Below are 22,371 nucleotides of genomic sequence, written 5' to 3' on the forward strand. Positions count from 1 at the left end.
GGATATCATAATACAAAACCAGAACTTTGTCAACACTTTTTTCAATTTTTTTAACAAAACAGCGGAACCAGCACTGGCATAGCCAATGTGCAGATGACACCGCTGACGAAAGCCAGTATGGCTGTCTTACTGTCTGTATACTTACTCAACAGGGGCAATGTGGTATCCATAGCCGTTGCGCCTGCAGGAGCAATGGCTGTATAGACGTTTCTGCCAGCCAGTACAGGCACCAGCAGAAAGGTCAGCACTTCCCGGAACACATTGGACAGGAAGGAAATGGTACCGCCAATGGGATTGCCTGCCTCTGTCATGAGGATACCGGACAGGCTGTACCACCCCAAACCGGAAGTGATGGCAAGACCTTCCTTTACATCCATACGCAGAATCATAGCGCAAACTGCGCCCCCTGCCAGAGAGCCCAGAACGACCCCCAGAGGAATCACCAGTATCCGCAGACCCATCCGGCGAATCTGCCCGAATACTTCCCGATTTACGCCCATATCAATGCCCACGGAAAAAAGCAGGATCAGCAGCATATAAGAAGATGCCGTATCCAGAAAGCCGCTGACGCCCTCCGGCATGACAACACCTGCGCCGATGCCCAGCACAAGGGCAATGAGAATCGCTTTGCTCATTCATTTGCCCCCTTCCGCAAAAACACCTTTGTCAGCAGATACACCACCACAATGGAGCCAATCACCGCCAAAACCGCATACAACAAAGCCTTGCCGCCTAAAGACGGCAAAGCCTGTATGATGTCACCATTTCTGCCGATGCTGACTCCCATACAGAATATGAGCAGCATCAGCCAAACAGTTTGCAGTTTGGCGTTGATCTTCAGTCCTTTTTCTTTGAGGATGCCACGGAAGCCCACCACAAACCCCAAAGCCAGTACAATAAATATCTTCGCCATAAGTCTTATACCTGTTTCATCAGATCGACCACTTTGTCGATTTCTTCTCTTGTAACATATTTATGAGTTGCAAAACGCATGATGCCGTTATCTTCACCGTTGATGATAACATCATGTTTTGCCATATAGTCCACCAATTCCGCGGAGGACAGAGGATAATCTTTCAAACGGAAAAATACCATATTAATCTGCTGTCTTTCTTTATAAACTTCCAGACCTTTCACACCGCAAAGGGCTTCTGCCATGTATTTTGCATTGTCATGGTCTTCCTGCAGGCGTTTAGACATGACATTCAGGGCAATTTTGCCTGCTGCCGCAAGGATACCTACCTGACGCATACCGCCGCCGATGATTTTACGTTTTCTTCTGGCAACGGCAATAAATTCCTTGCTGCCCACCAGTACAGAGCCTACAGGCGCGCACAGACCTTTAGACAGGCAAACGGAAACGCTGTCCGCATACTGCGCGATTTCTTTTGCTTCTACACCCAAAACGGTAGCTGCGTTAAAAATACGTGCGCCGTCCAGATGGATCGGCAGGTGGTATTTGTCAGCCAGTTCTCTTACGTTCTTCATGTATTCCAGACTTCTTACCTGACCGTCGGAATCGGCATTTTCATAGGTAATCAGTGCTGTTTTGGGCTGATGGATGTCGTCAGGGTCTTTGCGGATATATTTTTCGATAATATCCAGAGGCATTTCCCCACCCACATTCTGTACCGTACGCAGCTGTGCACCTGCGATGATAGCAGCCGCCCCTGCTTCATGGGCTACGATATGGCAGTTATCAGGCAGAATCACTTCTTCCCCACGGTTCACATGGGTAAACAGTGCCAGCTGATTGCTCATCACGCCGCTGGGTACAAACAGACCAGCTTCCTTGCCCATGATTTCCGCTGCCAGCGCTTCCAGTTCGTTTACAGTCTGGTCATCGCCATAAACGTCGTCGCCCACAACAGCTTCATACATGGCTTTCCGCATTTCCTCGGTGGGCACCGTTACGGTGTCGCTTCTCAAGTCGATTTTTCCGTTAATCATTCTGATTACACCTCCCCGGTCATTTTTTCTCTGATTGCGTCGATTTCTTCACTTTCAATGTATTCGTCAAAGGTCATCTGTCTGTCGATGATGCCGCCAGGCAGAATCTCGATGATTCTGTTTGCAATGGTCTGTGTGAACTGATGGTCATGGGAATCGAACAGCAGTGTGCCTTTGTATTCCATAAGACCTTCGTTCAGTGCGGTGATGGATTCCAGATCCAGATGGTTAGTGGGTTCATCCAGAATCATAACGTTTGCGCCGCTCATCATCATTTTACACAGCATACAGCGTACTCTTTCCCCACCGGAAAGAACGTTTGCTTCTTTCAGGGCTTCTTCGCCGCTGAAGAGCATTCTGCCCAGCCAGCCACGGATATCCGCGTCATACTGTTCCCCTTCTTTTGCGAAAGGACGCAGCCATTCAATCAAAGAATCATGGCAGCCGTCGAAGTATTCCGCATTGTCTTTGGGGAAGTAAGCTGTCTTTGTGGTAATACCCCATTTGAAAGTACCTTCATCGGGTTCCAGCTCACCCATGAGGATACGGAACAGTGTAGTTCTTGCAATTTCGTCTTTGCCTACGAAAGCAACTTTGTCATTAGGACGAATCATAAAGCTTACGTTATCCAGCACTTTTTTGCCATCAATGGTCTTGGACAGACCTTCTACCAGCAGTACGTCATTGCCCACTTCTCTATCCTGTTTGAAGCTGCAGAAAGGATATCTTCTGGAAGAAGGTTTGATGGTATCCATCTGCAAGTTATCCAGCAGTTTTTTACGGCTGGTTGCCTGTTTTGCTTTGGAAGCGTTGGCGCTGAAACGCTGGATAAATTCCTGCAGTTCTTTGATTTTCTGTTCCACGCGCTTGTTCTGGTCTTTCAGCTGACGCTGTGTCATCTGTGTATAGCTGTACCAGAAATCGTAGTTACCAACGAACATGGTGATTTTGCCATAGTCGATGTCGGCGATGTTGGTACAGATTTTATTCAGGAAATGTCTGTCATGGGATACGACAATCACGGTATTTTCAAAGTCCATCAGGAAGTTTTCCAGCCATTTGATGGCGTGCAGATCCAGATGGTTGGTAGGTTCGTCCAGCAGCAGAATGTCAGGATTGCCGAAGAGCGCCTGTGCCAGCAGGACTTTCACCTTCTGGGTACCAGTCAGTTCTTTCATTTTTACATAATGGAATTCGTTGGTAACACCCAGACCATTCAGCAGGATTTCTGCGTTGGATTCGGCAGACCAGCCGTCCAGCTCCGCAAATTCCCCTTCCAGTTCGGAAACCTTGATCCCATCTTCATCGGAAAAGTCCTCTTTTGCATAAAGGGCTTCTTTTTCCTTCATAATGTCATAAAGACGTTTGTGACCATACAGAACAGTTTCCACAACCTCAAATTCGTCGAACATGAAGTGGTCCTGTTTCAGTACTGCCATACGTTCGCCGGGGGTGATGAATACAGAACCTTTGTTGGGTTCCAGTTCCCCTGCCAGTATTTTCAAAAATGTGGACTTGCCGGCACCGTTGGCACCAATGAGTCCGTAGCAGTTGCCTTTGGTAAAGTTGATGTTCACATCATTGAACAGTACGCGTCCGCCGTACTGTAAGCTTACACCTTGTGCTGCGATCATGTTTGTTTTTCTCCTTTTCTCTGTTCTTTTTGACTCAAATCTTTCCTATTATAGCGCATCTGCCCCGCAAAATATAGCCCAAATCCATGATTTTTGCATTTTTGCGGGATTTTTGCCCCAAAAAAAGACGGTCATGTATGTTTTTTCATACACAACCGTTGAAAATCTTTTTTTCTTACGCCGCATCACTTTCGTTCATGCTGGTGATTTCCTGTTCATAATTGATGGCGCCCTGAGCTTCTGTGGGAATTTCAATGGACTGCACGCCATTGAGATCAGAAATATCCATGGTTACACCGTATTCCTGTACGGTAATGCCTGCGCTGTCTGCCTGCAGTTCTTTCAGTACATTGTTTGTCACTGTCTGCAATGCATTGCCCAGGTCCATATGACAGGATACTGCTTCGCCTGTATCTTCTTTGAATACGAAGGTCACAGGAACATCTGCCACACCTTCATAATAATTTTCCGCAATGCCGCTCATCCCAGCCAGCTGCAGCAGTTTTCCGCCTTCCACAACGGCATATACATCCGCTGCCGGCAATGTGCCCTGCAGTGTCACCTGTTTGTTTTCTCTTGCTGTTTCCTGCCAGCCAGATGTATGCTGCAGGAGTGTGATCATATTTTCCCGCACATCATAAATCTGCACGGAATCCAATGCCGCATCTTTTTCCAAAGACATTTCTGTCCACTGGTTGTTATAATTCATAAACAGATTCACATTGGTATCTTCCGCTTCCAGATACCGCTGTGTGGAATAACTCTGTCCGCCTGCAGCGTTCAGGGTCTCTGTGATCTGCATACAGAAAGGTTCCTTGATCTGGAAAACCGTTACTTCTGTGCTGTCATTGCTGCCCTGCATATTGGAAACCACATTGACCGCGCCTTTATAACTGCTCGCTTCTTCCAAGCTCTGGAGCGCTGCTGTTGCATATTCTGCGGGAGTCATTCCCGTCTGCGTTGTATTCTCCGCATTTTCGGGTGTTCCGCAAGCTGCCAGACAAACAACCGCAGTGGCAGCCAAACAGATTTTTGCTGCTCTGAAAAAGTTCTTCATTTCCTAACCCCCTATCCTACGCAATTTCTGCATGGGTATCCTTTCTGTTTTTATTGTAGCGAAAAACAGTTTTCATTGCAAGGGGAATGCCAATGTTTCAGAAAAATATAAGAATTTCGCTTCTTTCTTGTAAGATTTCCTCCACTGACCCTCTGTTCTTCCCCTGAGAACTACCCCTTTGCTCCACTTTTTCCTTTTCCAAAATTTCAAAAAAAGACTGCCCAATCCCCCCGGAAAGACAGTCTTTTTTTATTCCGTTCTATCTCATCATCTCGTATAACACCCTTAACAGGTCTTCATCCTCACAAACGTGAGCGAAAACAGCATCCCTGCGGCTGCAAAATTCCCGGAGGGCTGCCCGTTGTTTCATGAGGGCTTTTTTGTACGCAGCTGCCATGGCTTCGTTCAGCTCCAGATCTCTGGTTTCTCCCGTTTCCGCATCCACCAGACGAACAGCGCCGCCAACTTTCGGTTCTTCCTCCTCCTTAGAAAGAACCTGTACCAGCAAAACCTCCTGTTTTTTCTGCTGGAGCAGCTTCACCGTATCTTCGATGCCATTGTCTGTCATAAAATCGGAAATCACAACGGCAATGCCCCGCCGCAAAGGACCGCATCCCATGGCTGCGGACAAAGGCGCAGTCCCCCCGACTGCTTCCAGTTTGTCCAGAAAATCCACGGTTTCCAAGAAACGTCCCTTTTGTGCCAGATTCCGCTTCTGTGCCCGGAGAGTATCCCCAAAGGCAAACAGATGCACCTGATCGCCGCCGCAAAGACCTACATAGGCAAAAGATGCCGCCAGTTTCTTTGCCGCTAAGAATTTTCCATCCTGTTCCATGGAACGGCTGCAATCCAGAAATACATGGACAGAAGCCTGTTTTTCCTCCAAAAACAGCTTCAGATACAGTTTGCCGAAACGGGCAAAACCATTCCAGTCTACCCGCCGCAAATCGTCTCCGGCAGCATATTCCCGGTAATCAGAAAATTCCAGAGAGCTGCCCTTTGCCATGGAACGTCTGGCGCCGCTGTAACCGTCTGTGGAAAGGCGGTGTTTCAAGCGGATTGCCATTTCTTCCAGCCGTTTCAAATATTCTTTTGTCAGTGCTTCCCTGAGTGTTTCCATTTCAATACAACGCCTCTATAATTTCGTCGGGAGTTTTTCCCTCTGCCATGCCTTCAAAGTTCAGGAAAATACGATGTCTGAGGGCAGGTTTTGCCGCCTGCTTGATGTCCTCATAAGCCACATGATAGCGTCCTGCCAGCAGGGCAAAAATTCTTGCCGCCTGCAAAACTGCCTGGGCACCACGAGGGCTTGCCCCATAACGCACATACTGCCGCACCACTTCCGGCGCTTCGGGATTTTCTGGATGGGTTTTCAAAATCAAATCCATCAGATATTCCGCCACAGGTTCTGCCACGGGCACCTGCTGAGCAATTTCCCGCATCTGAAGGAGTCTTTTGCCGTCCATAACCTTGGATGCCCGATGAACTTTGCCGTCGGTAGTGGAAAGGACAATCTTCATCAATTCCTCTTTATTTGGGAAAGCTACATCCAGCTTGAACAGGAAACGGTCCATCTGGGCTTCCGGCAGCGGATATGTGCCTTCTGTTTCCAGTGGGTTCTGGGTTGCCAGCACAAAAAACGGTTCTTCCAGACGGTATGTCTGACTGCCGCCAGTGACCGTATGTTCCTGCATGGCTTCCAGCAGCGCTGACTGGGTCTTTGGTGTGGCGCGGTTGATTTCGTCTGCCAGCACCAGATTGGCAAAGATAGGACCTTTGCGGAATACAAAGGACATATTGCCGTTTTCTTCCCGGTTCATGACCGTTGTGCCTGTTACATCGGCAGGCATCAAGTCCGGCGTGAACTGGATTCTGGAAAAATGCAGGTCAACAGCGTCCCCCACGGCTTTGACCAGCTGTGTTTTCCCCAGACCCGGCATGCCTTCCAGCAGCACGTTGCCCCCCGCAACCATTGCTGTCAGCACATTCCTGACCAGTTCTTTCTGTCCGATGATCACGCTGCCAATCTCTTCTTCCACCCGAAAAAAATCTGACGCAAATTGCTGAATCTTTTCTTCTTCCATGGTTTTTCCGCCTTTCTGACCGATTTTTCTTTATTATAAACAGCAAAAAAATCCCCGTCAACGCGCTGGGAAAAACGTAATCTTTTCGGCGGAAAAAATTATGTTTTTCTTAAACTTCTGCCCTTGTTCCCGCTTTGGTTTCCATATATAATCGTTAGCATGTGGAAAAAAGATGGAGAAAATCCCATTTTTCTCTCACATTCCCCCACCATCGCAGACGCTTCCGAAAATTTTTACAAAAACCATATGGCACATTCCATAAAATCATAGTATAGTAGGATAGAATGGAATCACGAAATATAAAGGAGCGCAACGACATTGAAAAAATGGGATTGGAAAAAAACAGATCAACCTTATTTTAAAATTGCTGTATATGTGTTCGCGGTACTGGCAGCCACAGTGCTTTTTGAAAAAGTTGCAGGCAACCTGCCCAGCATCAGCAATACCATACATACATTTCTTACAGTGACACAGGGTCTGTGTCTGCCGTTTCTCATGGGCTTTATGATTGCCTATGTCATGAATCCCTTCATCAATTTCTTTGAACGGCATACCATGAAGAATAACTCTTTTTTCCAGCGGCATCCGCGGGTGACCCGTGCGGTTGCCATTACGCTGATCTACACACTGGTCATTGGCGGCATCATCTGGATCGCCATTTATCTGGTGCCGGAGATCAAAACATCTGTCGTCAGCTTCGCAAAACAGCTTCCTGTTTATACGGCAACACTGAACCAGAAGATCGAAGATTTGTTCATGCAGGTGGATTTCATCGACGGGGAAGATGTAAACAACATCATCAACCGACTGCTGACACCGGTTCTGGGCGTTTCCGAAAATCTGCAGGCAGGCAGCGGCGAATTGGCATTCCTTCAGGATTCCGACGGAATTTCCAAAATGCTGACCACATTCATCGGCAATGTCTTTACCATGGGACGTTTCGTATTCAATCTGATCATGGCCATCTTCATTGCCTTTTACATGCTCTTTGACAAAGAAAACTTTCTGCGCCAGCTGCGGAAAGTCATCTACGCTCTGACTTCCGAAAAAACAGCAAATCGTATTTTCTATAACGGCAGCCGTATCCACAATATCTTCCAGAGCTTCATCGTTGGCAAAGCCCTGGACTCCCTGATCATCGGCATTCTGGCGTTCATTGGTCTGACCCTCATCAAAGCTCCTCTGGTTTTGGTGCTGAGTCTGATCATCGGCGTGACCAACATGATCCCTTATTTCGGACCATTTCTGGGGGGCATTCCCGCAGTCATCATCACACTGCTCATCAGCCCCATCCATGGGGTATGGGTCGGTCTGTTCATTCTTGCTTTGCAGCAGTTTGACGGCAACTTCCTGGGACCCAAGATTCTGGGGAACTCTCTGGACATCAGCCCCCTGTGGATCATCCTTGCCGTTGTGGTAGGCGGTGCTGTCATGGGACCTTTAGGCATGTTTATCGGGGTACCCATTTTTGCTACTATCAAAATGTTCTGTACGGATTATATCAACCGCAAATATGACAAAAAATATAAGACTGCGGCAGCCATCGGTACATCTGATGCAGAGCAGGAATCGGAAAGCTGAGCTTTGCAGACAACACAAATGGAACATGGAACTTTCGGGCGGGGAAAGGGCCTTCTTTTCCCTGCGCCGGAAGTTTTTTATTTAAGGAGGAATTTTATGGCACGACGCACAAACCAATACTTTTTGTTCGTATTTCTCTTCTTCATGCTTGGCTCTACCATACTGGGGCTTTTGCTGATAAACTTTCTGGCTCTGCCTTCAGACTTGGCAAACATCATCCTACAGTTTTTGGTATTCATTCCCATGCTGGTCATCTATGTAAAGACAGAGAAGGTTTCGGTGAAGGAATGTTTTTCCCTCAGACCGCTGAACTGGAAAAATGCACTGCTCTGCCTTGGCATCGCTTATTGCGCACTGCCTTTCATTTCCATGATTGTGGTGCTCACATCTCCCCTCCAACCTAATCTGGTAGAGCAAGCCATGGGAGAACTCAACGACAGTTCACTCTTTTCTATGCTGTTCGTCATTGCCGTACAGCCCGCTGTTTTTGAAGAATTGCTCTTCCGCGGCGCTGCCCTTCACGGCTATCGAAGCTTAGGAGCGAAAAAAGCGCTGCTGATGAGTGCACTGATGTTTGCTATGCTGCACATGAATCTCCAGCAGGCATTATACGCCTTTCTGCTGGGTGCCATCTTCGCGTTTATGGTACAGCGTACCGGCTCCATCTTTGCCTCTATGCTGCCCCATTTTCTCATCAACGCATTAAACTGTGTTGCTGCCACCGCCCAGACACCCCAGCAAGGTGTTGTGGAGGAACTTTCTTTCACCCAGGAATTGTTGAGCACAGGTCTGCAATGTTTGATCTTCCTGCCTTTCCTGGCACTGCTCATGTATCTGTTCCTGCGGCGCAACCCTGCACCGACGCCTGCTTTACCAGCAGATACAGATGCGCCCAAAGAAAAGATATTCACAGCTTCCTTCTGGATCATTGTGGCAATCTTCATTTTCTTCGGTGTTCTGCCAAATCTTTATTGGAACTAAAAAAAGAGAGAATGCTTTAGTGGCATCTTCATAAGAAAACAAAGCAAGCTGAAATCCTTATGATATAGAGGATTCCAGCTTGCTTATTTTTTATGATTTTATTTGATATGTTTTCTTCTGAAGATAGCCGTCGCAATTTCCCTTAAGAAATCGAGGAAAAGGAAAACCAATGTTTTCTTAAGAGGAATTTGCTTTAACATTCTTTCTTTTTTTATGCCGCTGCCAAATCTTTATCCCGTACGCCTTCACCCCGACGGAATACGGAACAGAGCAACCCTATAAGCAAAGCGTTAATACACAGCACTGTATTGCCATAGCTCACCAAAGGCAGAGCATAAGGTGCCACCAACATAAATCCCAGATTATAAGCCGTAAAGAATACGGTCTGCATAAGCAGCACCAACCAGATGGAAAGGGCTGTCATTTGCCCAAAAGCACTGCGCTGCTTCCGAATCTGCTGAAAAGACAGCAGGAAAAACAGTGCAAATACCGCCAATACCAGTGCCACCGCCAGTTTTCCATAGGCAAAACCCAGTCTGGACAGCAAAATGTCATTGCTGAACAAATCCTGTCTTTGAGAAAGCACAAGCCGTACGCTCATTGCCATTTCGTTCTGAGGAAGGGTTCCTCTGCCCAGCCAACGACAGTTTTCCCAGATATTTTCCACCAGATATCTAAAATAACCGCCTTCAAACTCCCCGCCTGCCATCCGCGCAACAGCAAAACTCAGACGAAATCGCATGGCAGGTATTCCAAACATTGCCAGTGTTCCTACTCCAATGCCAGCCCCCGTTGTCAAAGCCAGTAATCGTTTTCCCTTCTGTTTTCCCATGGAAAACCAATCTGCACCCACTGCCACAACAAATGCACCATAGGCAGAGATAGAAAAAATCAACACCATAGAAATTTTTCCGAAAGAAAACAGCAGCGCTGCCAATACTGCCATTGCCAGCCAGCAAAGCCAGTATCCTCTTTCTTTTCTCCCTCTCATGAAAAACAGTACAGAAAGAAAAGGCAAAGGCGCCAGCAAAGCAATCCCGGTCAAGGCATAAGCGTAATCAAAAAAGAAAAATACGCTCTCTCCGCCGCTTTTCTCTACAAAAGGAACCAACAAAATCAGCATTGCCAGAAATAACAGAATCACCCATTTTGCTTTTCTTGCCAGCAGGGTAAAATCCAGAAAATAGGCTGCTCCAAACAACGCCGCAGCCAAAAGCACCGGCACTGCCATATCCACACCAAAAGATACCTCATCAATGGTCAATCGGCAGAACAGTCCCATGGATAACAACACAGCAGCCACCAATACCATCTGCCATTGGGGCTTTGGACGATGGGTTCTGTCCAGCGCCATACCTACCGCAATGCCGTCACCCATTTCCTCCACAGTGCGTTTTTCCGCTGCTTCCTCCGACAATCCTTCCGCCAGAAAGGCTTCCTTCTGCAAAAGCAAATGGTCTGTGAGTTCCTCTGCCACTGCTTTTCTGGTCTGTTTCCAGCGAATCTGGTCACAGACCGTATCTACATAGTTCTGCATTTCAGAAGAAGAAAGCAGTTGTGTTTCTTCCGCCTTTTCTTCGCTCTCCATTTTTTCCAGAATCAAAGAAATTTCTGTTTCCTCTGCCTCTTTTTGTTCTGCCACTGTCATGCCAGCTGCCTTCCATGCTTTCCGGCATTCTGCCAGATAGCTACTAAATCTGTCTGCCATTTCCTCCCGCATAAGATCTTTTTCCGACAGTGTCTCCGCAGACAGCCATGCTTTCCATCTGCTCCATATCTTTTTAAATCCCTGCACAACAAGCACCCCCATTCAATACCTTGTGCACTGCCGCCGCATAGGCGTTCCACCGTTCCGTCTGTTTTGCCAGTTCCCCCTTGCCTGCTTCTGTCAGACGATAATACTTTCTGGTGCGCCCTTCTGCCGCTTTCTCATAGGATGTGACAAAACCTTCTTTTTCCAGCCCATGGAGTATGGGATAAAGGGTTCCTGCCTTCAATCGGAAGGTGTCGTCAGAGCGAGCCGCCAGCGTTTCAATCATTTCGTAGCCATACATGTCCTTTTCTTCCAGCAATTTCAAAATCAAGACAGATGTATTGCCTACGCCTTTTTCCTGTGCCATCTTTTCACCTCCATATATAGATTATCTATATAATATATCGACAATCTATATATGTCAATATACGGAAATTGAAAAAGCATCAAAAGATATGGTATAATCAGAAAAACATCTGCAAACCTCAAAAGGAGGGATTTTATGAATCAAGTCAAAATCACTGTTCTGAAAACCACGTTGGATCAAGAGCTTGCTGCTCAATACGGCGCATCGGGACTTACCGCCTGTCCCATGATGGAGGCAGGACAGGTTTTCTACGCTGATTATGCCAAACCCGAAGGCTTTTGTGACGAAGCATGGAAAGCCATTTACCAATATGTTTTCGCTCTTGCCCATGGTGCTGGAAAAGATGTATTCTATTTCGGCGACTGGATTCGTCAGCCCGGCGTTGCCATCTGTTCCTGCAACGATGGTCTGCGTCCTGTAATTTTCAAACTGGAGGCTACAGACCTGCCTGCCAAACTCTCTTATGATCCCATACCCCGAAAAGCCTAAAGCAAAAGGAGGAACACTATGGTTCGAATGACAAAATGCATCACCGTATCCACCGCGGCGGAAAAAGAACGTATCCTCAATCTTCTGGTAGAAAACAATATCCCTTACCGCGTCAAAATGGACAACGTCAACCAAAGCATGACCTTCAGCGGCTTTGGCGGCGTCAATTCCGTAAAAATCTCTTATACCTTTTATGTGAAAAAAGATCAGGTGGATGAAGCCCTTTTTCTGATCCGAGGGGGCACACTTTCCTAATAGAAAAAGCACGAAATCTCTTAGGGGCATCTTCATAAGAAAACAGAGAAAGCCAAAACCCTTATGATACAAAGGATTTTGGCTTTCTTATTTTTTATTAACATTTTTGTTATGTTTTCTTATGAAGACAGCCGTCGCAATTCCCCTTAAGAAATCAATGAAAAGAAAAATCAATGTTTTCTTAAGGGGAATTTGCTTTAGATTTCGTGCTTTTTTAATCTCAGTCTTTTTTCTGTTCTTCTTCCATACCGTAACGAGCTTCCAGACGATAAATGGGCATACCCTGAGAAGAGAATTTTTCTTCATATTCTGTCATGATATTGCCTTCGTAGTCACTGTTGTGCAGGTCTAAGGAAATGTTGGACAGTTTCCAGTTATCGGCGCAGAATTCATTGAGGGAGAACTCAAAGAGATTCCGGTTATCGGTTTTGAAGAAGATTTCCCCTTTGTCACCGAAGGCTTCCCGATAGCTCTGCAAATAGCCTCTGTAAGTCAGGCGGCGTTTATACTGCCGTTTTTTTGGCCATGGGTCGCTGAAATTCAGATACAGACGCTGGAATTCTCCTACTTCAAAGAAGTCGGACAGTTTTTTCGCATCATCCCACACCAGTGCCAGATTAGGCAGTTCTTCTGTTGTGCGTCTTGCCGCCACTGCCACAACACTCAGATTCCGTTCAATGCCCACAAAATTGATATGGGGATATGCTTCGGCATTTTTGCGGATGAAGCCGCCTTTGCCGCAGCCGATTTCCACATAAATGGGATTGTCATTGCCAAAATATTCCCGCCATTTGCCTTTCAGGGCTTCGGCGTTTTTCATCACATGGTCGTTCTGGGCAAGTTCTTCCTCTGCCCAAGGTTTTTTCCGTATTCTCATGATGTTGCTCCTTTTTTTCAGATTCGCATTGTATTTATCATACTATCGAAACGAAAATTCCGCAACGGTTTTTTGGAAGTTCCTAGCGGGAAAGCAGCCCAATCCAGTAACCCATGTCCTTTTGTCCCGGCAAAGGACGAAATTCTGTAAAGCCCAGCCCTTCTGCCCGGCGGCGGGCACTGCTGTCATAGCTGTCCGGCAGACCTATCTCCATGCCGTCTTTTCCTTCATGGAGGATGAGATGCCCATAGCGATGATAACACAGCAGGAAAAAGAAATCCCGCTGGCGCTGAGAAGGAATTTCCCCAAAATAAAGAAGTTCTTTCAGAGAAATGCAAATCCACGGCGTTCCATCACCAAAAGGCGTCATGCGGCGGTTATTCGCAAAGAAATCCCATGCCACCTCTGTTTTGGGCTCCTGTTCTTCTGTTTTCTCACATTCCTCTGCCTTTTGGGTTTCTGTATGTAAGGTTTCTTCCTGTTTTTCATCCGGTGCCGGTTCATCCGCTTCCACCCAGGAAACCCGCTCCTGCTCTTTGGGCAGTTCTTCCTTCTTGATAATCTCTATGGGAACCTCTCGATAGTCCTCTCCGTTCTTTGCGGCTTCCACAGACTTTTTCCCCAATATCCTTGCGCTTTCTTCCGCCGTCAGGATGCCCATTTCCTCCAGTTCCGCCATTTCCTGACGGAATTTTTTCAACAATCCACGGAAATTTCCATGGTAGGAAAAATCCGGCTGTTCCTTTGCAGGTGCTGCCTGCTGGGTGATGTCCGGTTTTTCTTCTTTTCTTTCCACTTTCAGTTCTGGCTCTTTCTTGGGTAATTCAATCACTTTGGTTTTTTCTTCCAAAACGGGGCGTTCCAGCACAGCTGTTTCCGCCGCCTGCAACACAGGTTCCTCCTCCAAAGGAGAAAACAGAGCCTGCCACTGCCGTTTTTCCCCTACATAAGCAGTCAAGGGCGCAGACAGGGTGTTTCCCGTTTCCGTTGTCACGGTAACGCCAAATAAATCCTCAACAGTATAACCGCTGCCCAATGCATCCGGGTCAAAATCCCATGCCATTTCTCCGTGCCCCTGTTTGTTCACAGCCAACTCACCGCAGGAAATCCCTTTACATTCCCCATCCTTTGCCAAAAGCCCATAGACCTGATACTGTCCATGGATAAGGGGGCGCAGTCCTTCCACCGCCACCGTCAGTTTTCCCTGTCCGTTTTTGATTTCCAGAATACAGCTGCCCCAAGGTCCCCGACTGCCCATGCCATAGCCTGCCGTTTCCTGCCGCAGCATCAGATACACTTTATCATATCGCCGTTGATACACGTTTCTTCTCCCCTTTGCTTGTCTTTCCGATACAGTCTATGCTGGGGGAAAAGAAAAAAGAACGCAAAAAAAAGCAGCCTCCCCTTAAGAAAACATTGTTGTCTTGATTTCTTAAGGGAAACTGCTCAGGCTGCATAAACAGCCGTTTTTTCATTCCCGTTCTTCCGGTATGCCATGCAAAGACAGACTGGTGTTTTTATACCGATGGTCAAAGGAAACGTCTTTCCCAAACCAGTAGGGCGGTTCATAAGCTTCCGCTTCTTCCAGCGTAGGAAATTCCACTTCCGTGGTCATAAGCCCTGTCAGCTTTCCTTCGTACACATCCACTTCCGCTGTCAAACCATCCTCCAACGGCACCAGATACCGCACTTTTTCCACCGCGGGGCTTTCTGCCTTTGTCAGCAGATGGTCATACTCCTCTTTGGTGATTTCTAACTCAAACTCCTCTTTCGCCAGCAGTCCTTTTCCCTTTACGGTCAGGATATAACGGTCATCCCACTGCCGCAGACGGATGGTGGGGGACATGCTGATATAGCACTGGGATATTTTCCGCGCGGGAAAATCCGCCAGAGAAAAAGGCACTTCCTTGGTCAAAAACTTCCGTTCGATTTCCATAACACGCCTCCTTTTCCCTTAGGATACCCGCTTCAAAACCTGCTGTCAATCCATTTGAGATGCCCTTCTTTTTGTTCCATTGAAAAAAAACAAAAAAACGCATATAATAAAATCAGTAAACAATCATCACAACATTTGGCTATGCCAAAAACAGTAACGGAGGTGTTTTTCACATGAAAAAAGCATTGGTTTTTCTGGCAGACGGCTTCGAAGAAATGGAAGCTGTGACACCCTTGGACTTTATGCGCAGAGCAGGCTTGGACGCAAAATTTGTTTCTCTTGCGGGCACACTGTCTGTAACAGGTTCTCACGGGGTTACTTATCGTGCGGACATGCTCTTTGACGAAAAAGTGGCATCTGAAGCAGATATGCTGATTCTGCCCGGCGGACTGCCCGGCGCACAGAATCTGCAGGACAACGAAGCATTGGGCAAACTCCTGCTGAAATTCCATGAAGAAGGCAAATTTGTCTGCGCTATTTGTGCCGCTCCCATGGTACTGGGACATCTGGGCATTTTGCAGGGCAAAAAAGCCACCATTTATCCCGGCATGGAAGACCGCCTCATCGGTGCAACACCCGTTGCTGACAAAGTATGCCGCGACGGCAATGTCATCACTGGCAAAGGTCCCGGCGCAGCCATGACTTTCGCCATCACATTGGTAGAAGCACTGGCTGGCAAAGAAGTAGCTGACAAACTTAGAACCAGTACTGTGTACGACTAAGATCAATGGCAGAAAACAGACGGGACAGGCTTTTCCCCTGACAGGGATTGAGTCCCGTCTGTTCCGCTGCCTGTTCCACCTGCTCCAAGTCTAAGTCATAGATGTAGGAAATCTGCGCCGGTGTATAGGCAGCAGGCAAGCCGCAGCTGAGTTCCCGCTGAAACATCCGGCAAATGACGCTGTCACCCTTTTGGAGCAGCGAAAGGAACTGGCTCCGTGTGATGCCCCTGACAAGGGCTGTTTCCAGCAGACCTTCCGCCTGTTCTTTTGATAATTGCAGGCAGGAAAGCATCTGCGTCAGATCATAAGGCTCCTGTCCGGTTTTCAGTATCAGGTCTGCCATGGTCAGGCGGGACATGATTTCCCGCTCATAATACTCCAAAAATGTTGCCATAAAACCCTCCCCTTTTTTGTCCATTGTAACAGGACAGGAAGGGTCACACCATAGGGAATGGCTGGGAAAGAGGTTGGATTCATGAATGCCATACAAAAATATTTCAAATACCGCCAAAGTTTGATCGACCAATATGCCAAGGGCGATATGACCAAACGGGAATATTTGCAGCGCAATTACGAAGCCGTCATCTATGGCGACATCGGCCCCTTTCGCAACATGGATACTTTGGAAAAAGCGTTGTTCAACTATCAGTATTACAACGCGCTGGCAAAGGAAATGAAAACCGTCAGCACTACCCGTGACATGGATTATGAACTGAAACGGGATTATATGGAAAAGAGCAATTACTATTACAGCAAAAAAGACAAAGCCACCCTGACTGCCCTGCGGATGCTGGACTATAAAGGGGTAGTGGCTTATTTCATCAAGATTCGCAGCAAATTTCTCAAAGGAAAGCTCTTTGAGATCGTCATTGAGGAAGAAGGCATCATCCTTCACTCCACCAGCACACTCATCTTAAAGTGTCTGCGGGAAGAAGGGGTGTTTCAGGAAGAAAGCCGAAAATCGGTCATTGACGATTATGTCAATCGGAGATATTAAGCAGAAAAAAGCCCTTGCAAATTCTCTGCAAAGGCTGTAAGATAATCTTAGAAAAGGGTTACCGCTTGTGGAAGGGCGGTCAGTCCCGTTTAGTTTGGTAGACCGTCTAACTTCGCAGGTCAATGGCTGCTTCATCAGAAAACGAAGAATGCTGAAATTCTTATAACACGAAGGATTTCAGCTTTTTTATTTACCCAGATTCTATACAATACGTTTTCTGCTGAAGTCAGCTACCGAGGTCATTTTTTATTTCTTCTTGTTTTGAAACAAGGAAATCACTCCAATGATTCCCAAACAAAATCAGGGTGGATTCTTCCCGAATCCACCCTGATTTTTGTATGGAGGCATTATGTGGAACAAGCTCTGCTGCCCCAAGGGAATAAGGCAGCAGACAAGGCATTTCCCCTTGTTCAGCCGGCTTTCTGCTCCAGGCGCAGTCTGTCGGCAATGAGGGCAATAAACTCACTGTTGGTGGGTTTGCCCTTATGGTTGTTTACGGTATAACCGAATAATTCATGGATGACTTCCACTTTTCCCCGATTCCAAGCCACTTCAATGGCATGGCGGATGGCACGTTCCACCCGGCTGGGCGTGGTGTTGCACTTTTTGGCAATGGAAGGATACAGTTCCTTGGTGATGTAGTTGAGAACATCCATATCGTTGACACTCATCATGATGGCTTCCCGCATGTAATGGTACCCGCGGATATGGGCAGGCACACCGATTTCATGGAGAATGTTGGTAACTCTCGTTTCCAGATCCACTGTTCCCTGTGCCGCCGGTGCCGCTGCCGCAAATACACTGCCCGCCGGTTTTACTGCTGGCTGTTCCTGCATGAGCTGACGGATGCGCTGGCTCAGGGCTTCCAGGTCAAAGGGCTTCATCATGTAATACCCTACCCCTAATTCCATGGCACGCTGCACCACTTTATCCTGACTTAAGGCAGACAAAATGATAGTAATGGGCTGGTGCATATCTGGATTTTTCTGGAGTCTTTCCAGCACCCCAATGCCATCCAGTCTGGGCATGATGCCGTCAATGACTGCCACATCGGGACGGTATTCCCGAATCTTGTTCATGGCGTCGATGCCGTCCATGGCAACGGCTACCACCTGCATATCTTCCTGTTTCTGCAAATAATTCACGACAATATCACAAAAATCCTTATTATCATCGGCTAACAGCACTTTTATTTTCATTTGGCTCAAAATCAATCCCTCCGCTTTGTAGTTTGCTGCATGAATATGACAAACATTCTTGCTTTTGGGTTGATTATAGTACAGTATACATGCCGTGACAATACGGTTTCGGCAGACAAATCCCGACGGAAAAACCGCCATTTTTTCGGCTTTTTCCTCGATTTTTGCGACAAAACACATTTCCTGTCAGCCTATGGAGGACACTGTCGGATTTCATGGTGAATTTTGGGAAAGACCGCAGGATTTTGGCTTGCCGAAAGGGCTTTCTTTTTGTCGGGTACTGTTGGATTTGTTGAAAAATCAAAGATATGGTAGAAATTTTCTTTCACCTCCACCATATATAGAAAGGACAAAATCAACTTCTTTTTCACACAAAAAAGGAGAGAAAAAGCAACTTCCCCTTAAGAAAACATTGATTTTCCTTTTCATTGATTTTTTAAGGGGAATTGCGATGGCTGTCTTCATAAGAAAACATAACAACTAAAATCTTCATAAAATAAGAAAGCCAAAATCCTTTGTAATCATAAGGATTTTGGCTTTCTTTGTTTTCTTATGAAGATGCCCCTAAATTCTCTCCCCTTCTTTTCCACATGCAGCCTTTGTCATTTTATTGCGATTCCGACAAAATTCCTTTTATTTCTCCGCGGCGTTGTCCGTAGAGGCAAAATATGTCCCCACAGCCATAATCAGCAGGGCGATAAAAAAGGATATTGACGGTTTTTCCCGAAAAATCACCAGAGAAAGGGCCGTTGCCATGAAAGGCGCCAGTGCGTAATAGGCGCTGGTTTTGGCTGCTCCCAGATACCGCTGGGCATAGATATAAAAGAAAATACTCAAGCCATAGGCAACAAATCCCAGCAATAATGTACACACCCCATACACCAATGGCAATGCGCTTTCCCCAAGGCAAAATGCCAGCACCAACGACCCCAGACCGGAGCCAAAGCCTTTGATGACAACAATCTCCAGCGGGTCTTTATGAGAAATCATGCGGGTGCAGTTGTTTTCCAGCCCCCAGCACACACAAGCCAGCAATACGAATATGGAGCCATAGGAAAATGTAAAGCTGGTCACATCCTCCACAGAAAGGATGGCGCTGGAGATGGTCACCAGAACGATTGCCAGCCAAAGCCGTCTGGAAATGGCTTCCCGAAAAATAAAAAGGGCAATGACTGCCGTAGCAACGATTTCGAAATTATTGAGTAAAGAAGCGTTTGCTGCCGTGGTCATGGTCAAGCCAACCATGAGAAAAATGGGCGCAGCAATATCCAGCACCACCATGCCCACGGTGTAAGGCATGTCTTTTTTTGTCAAAGGGGCTTCTTTCTTCCCTTTTCCTGTCATACGCTGGACAAGGCGCACCACTGCCAATCCCATGCCTGCCCCCAGATACAGCAGGGCTGCCATCATGGTAGGCGGTACTTCTTCCAACAGCAATTTAGACACAGGAGCATTAAGAGCATAAAGCCCCGCCGCCAGAATTGCCCAGAAAATAGCTGTTTTTTGCGATGTCATAGAAATCCCCTCATTTCATGAACTGGTCGATGGCTGCCGACAAATCCTCCAGCGCTTTTTTATCCCCGGTTTCCACAGCCTCCACAATACAATGATTGATATGGTCTTTCAGAATGATTTTTCCTGTATTGTTGAGAGCGGACTTCACAGCTGCCAGCTGTATCAGCACCTGACTGCAATCCTGTCCTTCCTCCACCATTTTTTTCACCGCTTCCAGATGTCCAATGGCTCTGGAAAGACGGTTCAGCACTTGTTTGGTATCGTGATGATGTGCCATACTCTCCCTCCTTCATATCCCCCCAGGGGGGATATTTTCAGTATAGCACGTTCCTGTAAAAATACAATACGATTTCCATTTTCGGACAAAAAAATATGCCCCGACTTTAGGGGCATAAAACAAAGCAAGCTGAAATCTTTATGATATAGAAGATTTCAGCTTGCTTATTTTTTGTTATGTTTTCTTAATAAGAAGTTGCTTTCATCAGAGCATATCCAATTACTGATTCTGTTTTGCGTCAAAAACCGCGTCTGTCAGTTTGGCAAAATCCTCAATGGACAATGCTTCCCCTCTGACACGAGGGTCCCAGCCCAAAGAAGTGAGAATTTCTGTCCATTCTTCCTTGGAAAAGCCCAGATTTCCCTGATTGAACAGACAGTTCAGCAGTGTTTTCCGACGCTGTCCAAAGGCGCATTTCACCAGATGGAAGAACAGTTCCTCGTCTTTTGCGGCAATTTTCCGCTCCGGCAGCACTTTCAGTGTGATGACTGCGGAAGCTACCTTGGGACGAGGCATAAAGCAGGAAGGCTGCACGATCATGTCCAGATGGGCGTCACAGTAATACTGTACCGCAATGGACAGAGCGCCATATTCCTTATCCCCAGGACCTGCCTGCATCCGTTCCGCTACTTCTTTCTGTACCATAACGGTGATGGTATCCACTTTCCGTTCATTTTCCAGCAAATCCATAATAATGGGTGTGGTGATGTAATAAGGCAGGTTTGCCACCACTTTGATGGGGCGGTCGTTATTCTTCTCCCGAATGATGGCGTCAATATCTGTTTTCAGGATATCCTGATTGCGAACTTCGATGTTGTCATAATCTGCCAGTGTTTTAAACAGAATGGGAATCAGGTTGCTGTCGATTTCAATGGCAACCACTTCTCTGGCGTGTTCTGCCAATACCTGTGTCAGACTGCCGATACCAGGGCCAATTTCCAGCACACAGTCCTCTTTTGTGACACCGGCGCATTCTGCGATATTATCCAGAATGTTGCTGTCAATGAGGAAGTTCTGACCGAAATTCTTTTTGAAGTAAAAGCCGTTTTCCTCAATGATCTGTTTGGTTCTGGAAGGTGTTGAAATACGTTCTGCCATGTTCTCTCCCCCTTCTTACAGTCCCAGACTGCCCAGCAGACCGAAGGACAGTACGGATACGATGATGCCAGCTGTCAAAACCCCTGCCATGATAACGGGGAATGTCTTTTTGGGGTCCATGCCCAACAACGCGCTGATGAGAGCACCCATCCATGCACCAGTACCGGGCAACGGCACTGCTACAAAGAGGAATACACCCCAATAAGCGTATTTACGAATCTGCTCACTTTTCTGATCCGCTCTGCGTTCACACCATTCCACTACTTTGCGCATGGGCGTCTTTTTCAGTACCTTGAAAATATACCGGATGAACAGCAGGATAAAAGGAATGGGCAAGATATTGCCGATATATGCGATGATGAATGTGGGCAGCCATTCCATATTCATAGCAAAGCCCGCAATGATGCCGCCGCGCAGCTCCAGAATGGGCAGCATGGAAACCAGAAATACAATCCATTCCCGCGCCAGCGTACCTTCAAATGTTGTTACAAACCAATTTGCAATTGTTTCTGCCAAATAATCTCCTCCTAAAGAAAATTTTTCAATACATACATTGCCTTATTATATACGAAAACCTGCCGCCTTACAACATTTTGGACAAAGGCGAATGTATATTTTTTGAAAATTTACGGCTTTTTTACTTTTTCTATTGAAAAGGGCTGGGGAGTGTGAGAAAATGGGGCTACATAGTATATGCAAGAAATGGAAAAGAGGGAGACTATGACAGAAGAACTACGGGCGCAGCTTATGGGCGTAAAGCTGACAAAAAAAGAAAAACTCATTGCTGAGTTTATTCTGGATAATTTTGCAGAAGCATGTTTCATCACATCGACGGAAATCGCAAGACGCCTGCAGGTCAGCGACTCCTCTGTCATTCGCTTCACCCGCACTTTAGGGTATACAGGCTTTATGGATTTCCAGCGGAGCATCCGCAAAACCTATACAGAACGCATCAACAGCGTTTCCGACAACATCACCATTCCGTCTGAAAGACTGAAACTGAGTATCGGCAAGCTGGACCAGAGCGACATTATGGAAAGCTATTTTTCCAATGTGCTGCAAAACCTGAAATCCTGCGTAAACCAGAACGATTCCCTGTCCTTTGAACGGGCTGCGGGACTGATCACAGGCAGCAAACGGAAATTCATCGTCACATCCCGTGCAAATTCCTGCGTAGGGGATATGCTGCTTCTGCTGCTGAAGCATCTGCTGCCGGATGTTTACGAAACATCCCACCCTGCCCTCAACGTTATCGACCATCTTTGCGACATTACGGAAAATGACTGTATCGTTGCCGTCAGCTTCCCCCGTTATTCGGAAATGGACTTGCTGGCAGCCCAGATGTCTTATGAAGCCGGCGCGAAAATTGTCCTCATTACAGACAAAGCAAGCTCCCCTCTGGCGAAATATGCCACACAGCTGCTCACCGTCAGCGTAGACAGTAATACCTTCTTCAACTCCTACGTTGCGGTGCTGTTCACCATTGAACTGCTGTGCTCCTTCATCAGTAAGAAAATGGGGTATTCCACAGAAGCAAAATTGCAGCTCATCGACAAGTATCTGTCTAAGGTTGGGCTGTTCTAATGACCTTTCACAAGG

26 protein-coding genes are annotated in these 22,371 nt (G+C 46.9%); 8 read left to right on the top strand and 18 right to left on the bottom strand.

Translation table 11 applies throughout. The features are described from left to right. Positions 1-50: 50 nt before the first annotated feature. From BUB35_RS00695 to BUB35_RS00725, 7 genes are all read right to left on the bottom strand, one after another. Positions 51-635 (bottom strand): LysO family transporter, encoded by a 585-nt coding sequence (locus tag BUB35_RS00695; protein WP_072848012.1) that lies wholly within the window; start codon positions 633-635, stop codon positions 51-53. After that, complete coding sequence (locus BUB35_RS00700) at positions 632-913, bottom strand: LysO family transporter (protein ID WP_072848013.1); 282 nt, start codon at positions 911-913, stop codon at positions 632-634. The genes BUB35_RS00695 and BUB35_RS00700 overlap by 4 nt, the downstream gene beginning before the upstream one ends. 5 nt (positions 914-918) lie before the next feature. Continuing rightward, positions 919-1,950: a low-specificity L-threonine aldolase gene (ltaE, locus tag BUB35_RS00705; RefSeq protein ID WP_072848014.1), complete on the bottom strand. Its 1,032-nt coding sequence runs from the start codon at positions 1,948-1,950 to the stop codon at positions 919-921. A 5-nt stretch (positions 1,951-1,955) separates the two neighbouring features. After that, positions 1,956-3,584, bottom strand: a complete 1,629-nt coding sequence (locus BUB35_RS00710; RefSeq protein ID WP_072848015.1) for an ABC-F family ATP-binding cassette domain-containing protein — start codon at positions 3,582-3,584, stop codon at positions 1,956-1,958. Between the two features lie 175 nt (positions 3,585-3,759). Continuing rightward, complete coding sequence (locus tag BUB35_RS00715) at positions 3,760-4,641, bottom strand: BAR domain-containing protein (protein WP_072848016.1); 882 nt, start codon at positions 4,639-4,641, stop codon at positions 3,760-3,762. Between the two features lie 259 nt (positions 4,642-4,900). Continuing rightward, the gene (locus BUB35_RS00720; RefSeq protein ID WP_072848017.1) at positions 4,901-5,761 is read right to left on the bottom strand and encodes a DUF58 domain-containing protein; all 861 of its coding nucleotides are present in this window, start codon (positions 5,759-5,761) and stop codon (positions 4,901-4,903) included. 1 nt (position 5,762) lies between these two features. After that, positions 5,763-6,725: an AAA family ATPase gene (locus BUB35_RS00725; protein ID WP_072848018.1), complete on the bottom strand. Its 963-nt coding sequence runs from the start codon at positions 6,723-6,725 to the stop codon at positions 5,763-5,765. 318 nt (positions 6,726-7,043) lie between these two features. Here BUB35_RS00725 and BUB35_RS00730 point away from each other — a divergent pair, with 318 nt between their 5' ends. After that, positions 7,044-8,306 carry an AI-2E family transporter gene (locus BUB35_RS00730; RefSeq protein WP_072848019.1) on the top strand — a complete coding sequence of 421 codons (1,263 nt, stop codon included), beginning with the start codon at positions 7,044-7,046 and terminating at the stop codon, positions 8,304-8,306. 96 nt (positions 8,307-8,402) lie between these two features. After that, entirely contained in the window at positions 8,403-9,287 is an 885-nt protein-coding gene (locus BUB35_RS00735) for a CPBP family intramembrane glutamic endopeptidase (RefSeq protein ID WP_072848020.1), read from the top strand. A gap of 211 nt (positions 9,288-9,498) precedes the next feature. On the opposite strand, the gene BUB35_RS00740 is transcribed toward BUB35_RS00735, so the two are convergent. Then, positions 9,499-11,082 carry a permease prefix domain 1-containing protein gene (locus tag BUB35_RS00740; protein ID WP_072848021.1) on the bottom strand — a complete coding sequence of 528 codons (1,584 nt, stop codon included), beginning with the start codon at positions 11,080-11,082 and terminating at the stop codon, positions 9,499-9,501. Then, entirely contained in the window at positions 11,069-11,407 is a 339-nt protein-coding gene (locus BUB35_RS00745; RefSeq protein WP_072848022.1) for a PadR family transcriptional regulator, read from the bottom strand. The genes BUB35_RS00740 and BUB35_RS00745 overlap by 14 nt, the downstream gene beginning before the upstream one ends. Before the next feature lie 135 nt (positions 11,408-11,542). On the opposite strand from BUB35_RS00745, the gene BUB35_RS00750 reads away from it, so the two are divergent. Continuing rightward, positions 11,543-11,896: a TIGR04076 family protein gene (locus tag BUB35_RS00750; protein WP_072848023.1), complete on the top strand. Its 354-nt coding sequence runs from the start codon at positions 11,543-11,545 to the stop codon at positions 11,894-11,896. 18 nt (positions 11,897-11,914) lie between these two features. After that, a complete protein-coding gene (locus BUB35_RS00755) occupies positions 11,915-12,151 on the top strand; it encodes a putative signal transducing protein (RefSeq protein WP_072848024.1) in 237 nt (78 codons plus the stop codon). 220 nt (positions 12,152-12,371) lie between these two features. On the opposite strand, the gene trmB is transcribed toward BUB35_RS00755, so the two are convergent. From trmB to BUB35_RS00770, 3 genes are all read right to left on the bottom strand, one after another. After that, positions 12,372-13,028 (bottom strand): tRNA (guanosine(46)-N7)-methyltransferase TrmB, encoded by a 657-nt coding sequence (gene trmB, locus BUB35_RS00760; protein WP_072848025.1) that lies wholly within the window; start codon positions 13,026-13,028, stop codon positions 12,372-12,374. Positions 13,029-13,110: 82 nt separating this feature from the next. Continuing rightward, entirely contained in the window at positions 13,111-14,349 is a 1,239-nt protein-coding gene (locus tag BUB35_RS00765) for a hypothetical protein (protein ID WP_072848026.1), read from the bottom strand. 150 nt (positions 14,350-14,499) lie between these two features. After that, positions 14,500-14,964 carry a CYTH domain-containing protein gene (locus tag BUB35_RS00770; protein WP_072848027.1) on the bottom strand — a complete coding sequence of 155 codons (465 nt, stop codon included), beginning with the start codon at positions 14,962-14,964 and terminating at the stop codon, positions 14,500-14,502. Between the two features lie 173 nt (positions 14,965-15,137). On the opposite strand from BUB35_RS00770, the gene BUB35_RS00775 reads away from it, so the two are divergent. Further along, positions 15,138-15,686 (top strand): DJ-1 family glyoxalase III, encoded by a 549-nt coding sequence (locus tag BUB35_RS00775; RefSeq protein ID WP_072848028.1) that lies wholly within the window; start codon positions 15,138-15,140, stop codon positions 15,684-15,686. Here BUB35_RS00775 and BUB35_RS00780 read toward each other — a convergent pair. Further along, positions 15,661-16,080 carry a hypothetical protein gene (locus BUB35_RS00780; RefSeq protein ID WP_072848029.1) on the bottom strand — a complete coding sequence of 140 codons (420 nt, stop codon included), beginning with the start codon at positions 16,078-16,080 and terminating at the stop codon, positions 15,661-15,663. The genes BUB35_RS00775 and BUB35_RS00780 overlap by 26 nt on opposite strands. Before the next feature lie 81 nt (positions 16,081-16,161). Between BUB35_RS00780 and BUB35_RS00785 the strand changes: the two genes are divergently transcribed. After that, complete coding sequence (locus BUB35_RS00785; RefSeq protein ID WP_084730494.1) at positions 16,162-16,683, top strand: DUF6648 family protein; 522 nt, start codon at positions 16,162-16,164, stop codon at positions 16,681-16,683. A 410-nt stretch (positions 16,684-17,093) separates the two neighbouring features. Here the strand turns inward: BUB35_RS00785 and spo0A are convergent, their stop codons facing one another. Next, a complete protein-coding gene (gene spo0A, locus BUB35_RS00790; RefSeq protein WP_330391024.1) occupies positions 17,094-17,882 on the bottom strand; it encodes a sporulation transcription factor Spo0A in 789 nt (262 codons plus the stop codon). Positions 17,883-17,976: 94 nt separating this feature from the next. On the opposite strand from spo0A, the gene BUB35_RS19355 reads away from it, so the two are divergent. Next, entirely contained in the window at positions 17,977-18,366 is a 390-nt protein-coding gene (locus BUB35_RS19355; RefSeq protein ID WP_143158913.1) for a hypothetical protein, read from the top strand. 149 nt (positions 18,367-18,515) lie between these two features. On the opposite strand, the gene BUB35_RS00795 is transcribed toward BUB35_RS19355, so the two are convergent. The 4 genes from BUB35_RS00795 to BUB35_RS00810 form a co-directional block, all read right to left on the bottom strand. Further along, positions 18,516-19,397, bottom strand: a complete 882-nt coding sequence (locus tag BUB35_RS00795; protein WP_072848031.1) for a DMT family transporter — start codon at positions 19,395-19,397, stop codon at positions 18,516-18,518. A 10-nt stretch (positions 19,398-19,407) separates the two neighbouring features. Next, the gene (locus BUB35_RS00800) at positions 19,408-19,674 is read right to left on the bottom strand and encodes a metal-sensing transcriptional repressor (RefSeq protein WP_054328990.1); all 267 of its coding nucleotides are present in this window, start codon (positions 19,672-19,674) and stop codon (positions 19,408-19,410) included. Between the two features lie 219 nt (positions 19,675-19,893). Then, positions 19,894-20,772, bottom strand: coding sequence for a 16S rRNA (adenine(1518)-N(6)/adenine(1519)-N(6))-dimethyltransferase RsmA (rsmA, locus tag BUB35_RS00805; RefSeq protein ID WP_072848032.1), 879 nt, complete (start codon positions 20,770-20,772; stop codon positions 19,894-19,896). 15 nt (positions 20,773-20,787) lie between these two features. After that, positions 20,788-21,288, bottom strand: a complete 501-nt coding sequence (locus BUB35_RS00810) for a COG2426 family protein (RefSeq protein WP_072848033.1) — start codon at positions 21,286-21,288, stop codon at positions 20,788-20,790. 204 nt (positions 21,289-21,492) lie between these two features. On the opposite strand from BUB35_RS00810, the gene BUB35_RS00815 reads away from it, so the two are divergent. Then, complete coding sequence (locus BUB35_RS00815; RefSeq protein WP_072848034.1) at positions 21,493-22,356, top strand: MurR/RpiR family transcriptional regulator; 864 nt, start codon at positions 21,493-21,495, stop codon at positions 22,354-22,356. Positions 22,357-22,371: the final 15 nt, after the last annotated feature.

This window comes from Anaerotignum lactatifermentans DSM 14214, assembly GCF_900142265.1.
GTDB lineage: Bacteria > Bacillota > Clostridia > Lachnospirales > Anaerotignaceae > Anaerotignum > Anaerotignum lactatifermentans.

Coding starts and splice junctions, on each gene's coding strand:
- BUB35_RS00695 (WP_072848012.1), bottom strand. CDS start 635: ATGAGCAAAGCGATTCTCATTGCCCTTGTGCTGGGCATCGGCGCAGGT.
- BUB35_RS00700 (WP_072848013.1), bottom strand. CDS start 913: ATGGCGAAGATATTTATTGTACTGGCTTTGGGGTTTGTGGTGGGCTTC.
- ltaE (WP_072848014.1), bottom strand. CDS start 1,950: ATGATTAACGGAAAAATCGACTTGAGAAGCGACACCGTAACGGTGCCC.
- BUB35_RS00710 (WP_072848015.1), bottom strand. CDS start 3,584: ATGATCGCAGCACAAGGTGTAAGCTTACAGTACGGCGGACGCGTACTG.
- BUB35_RS00715 (WP_072848016.1), bottom strand. CDS start 4,641: ATGAAGAACTTTTTCAGAGCAGCAAAAATCTGTTTGGCTGCCACTGCG.
- BUB35_RS00720 (WP_072848017.1), bottom strand. CDS start 5,761: ATGGAAACACTCAGGGAAGCACTGACAAAAGAATATTTGAAACGGCTG.
- BUB35_RS00725 (WP_072848018.1), bottom strand. CDS start 6,725: ATGGAAGAAGAAAAGATTCAGCAATTTGCGTCAGATTTTTTTCGGGTG.
- BUB35_RS00735 (WP_072848020.1), top strand. CDS start 8,403: ATGGCACGACGCACAAACCAATACTTTTTGTTCGTATTTCTCTTCTTC.
- BUB35_RS00745 (WP_072848022.1), bottom strand. CDS start 11,407: ATGGCACAGGAAAAAGGCGTAGGCAATACATCTGTCTTGATTTTGAAA.
- BUB35_RS00750 (WP_072848023.1), top strand. CDS start 11,543: ATGAATCAAGTCAAAATCACTGTTCTGAAAACCACGTTGGATCAAGAG.
- BUB35_RS00755 (WP_072848024.1), top strand. CDS start 11,915: ATGGTTCGAATGACAAAATGCATCACCGTATCCACCGCGGCGGAAAAA.
- trmB (WP_072848025.1), bottom strand. CDS start 13,028: ATGAGAATACGGAAAAAACCTTGGGCAGAGGAAGAACTTGCCCAGAAC.
- BUB35_RS00770 (WP_072848027.1), bottom strand. CDS start 14,964: ATGGAAATCGAACGGAAGTTTTTGACCAAGGAAGTGCCTTTTTCTCTG.
- BUB35_RS00775 (WP_072848028.1), top strand. CDS start 15,138: ATGAAAAAAGCATTGGTTTTTCTGGCAGACGGCTTCGAAGAAATGGAA.
- BUB35_RS00780 (WP_072848029.1), bottom strand. CDS start 16,080: ATGGCAACATTTTTGGAGTATTATGAGCGGGAAATCATGTCCCGCCTG.
- BUB35_RS00785 (WP_084730494.1), top strand. CDS start 16,162: ATGAATGCCATACAAAAATATTTCAAATACCGCCAAAGTTTGATCGAC.
- spo0A (WP_330391024.1), bottom strand. CDS start 17,882: ATGAAAATAAAAGTGCTGTTAGCCGATGATAATAAGGATTTTTGTGAT.
- BUB35_RS00795 (WP_072848031.1), bottom strand. CDS start 19,397: ATGACATCGCAAAAAACAGCTATTTTCTGGGCAATTCTGGCGGCGGGG.
- BUB35_RS00800 (WP_054328990.1), bottom strand. CDS start 19,674: ATGGCACATCATCACGATACCAAACAAGTGCTGAACCGTCTTTCCAGA.
- rsmA (WP_072848032.1), bottom strand. CDS start 20,772: ATGGCAGAACGTATTTCAACACCTTCCAGAACCAAACAGATCATTGAG.
- BUB35_RS00815 (WP_072848034.1), top strand. CDS start 21,493: ATGACAGAAGAACTACGGGCGCAGCTTATGGGCGTAAAGCTGACAAAA.